A 429-nucleotide genomic window follows, 5' to 3' on the forward strand; every position below is an offset into this window, starting at 1 on the left:
AAGCGCGAATTCATGCCAATACGTACATTATCATATTGCGTTTCACCTTTACCATGAAACAAAATAGAGCGTAAAAGTTCTGCAAAATGATCATCATTGGTCATCATAGCGCCTCCATCGCCATAACATCCTAATGGTTTTGCAGGATAAAAACTTGTAGCAGCCACATCACCAAAAGCACCGCACATAGTATTACCGCTTCTTCCACCCATAGATTGAGCAGCATCTTCAATTACAAAAAGATTTTCCTTTGCTGCCACTTGAGCAATTTGCACATAGTCAGCAGAAAGCCCAAATAAATCAACAGCAATAATAGCCTTTGGCTTTAAACCTCCCTCTTTTTTTACCATTTCGATAGCGTGAGAAAGTTTTTCAACATCAATATTGAATGTATCAGGTAAAACATCAACAAAAACAGGCTTAGCCCCC

Annotated in this window: 1 protein-coding gene; it reads right to left on the reverse strand. The window is 38.9% G+C overall.

The genetic code is table 11. The features are described 5' to 3' along the window. On the reverse strand, positions 1 to 429 hold a 429-nt coding region (locus J7R13_RS09040), incomplete at both ends, for a DegT/DnrJ/EryC1/StrS family aminotransferase (RefSeq protein ID WP_208438325.1).

It is taken from the genome of Bartonella taylorii 8TBB, assembly GCF_902825155.1.
In the GTDB taxonomy this organism is placed as follows: domain Bacteria; phylum Pseudomonadota; class Alphaproteobacteria; order Rhizobiales; family Rhizobiaceae; genus Bartonella; species Bartonella taylorii_A.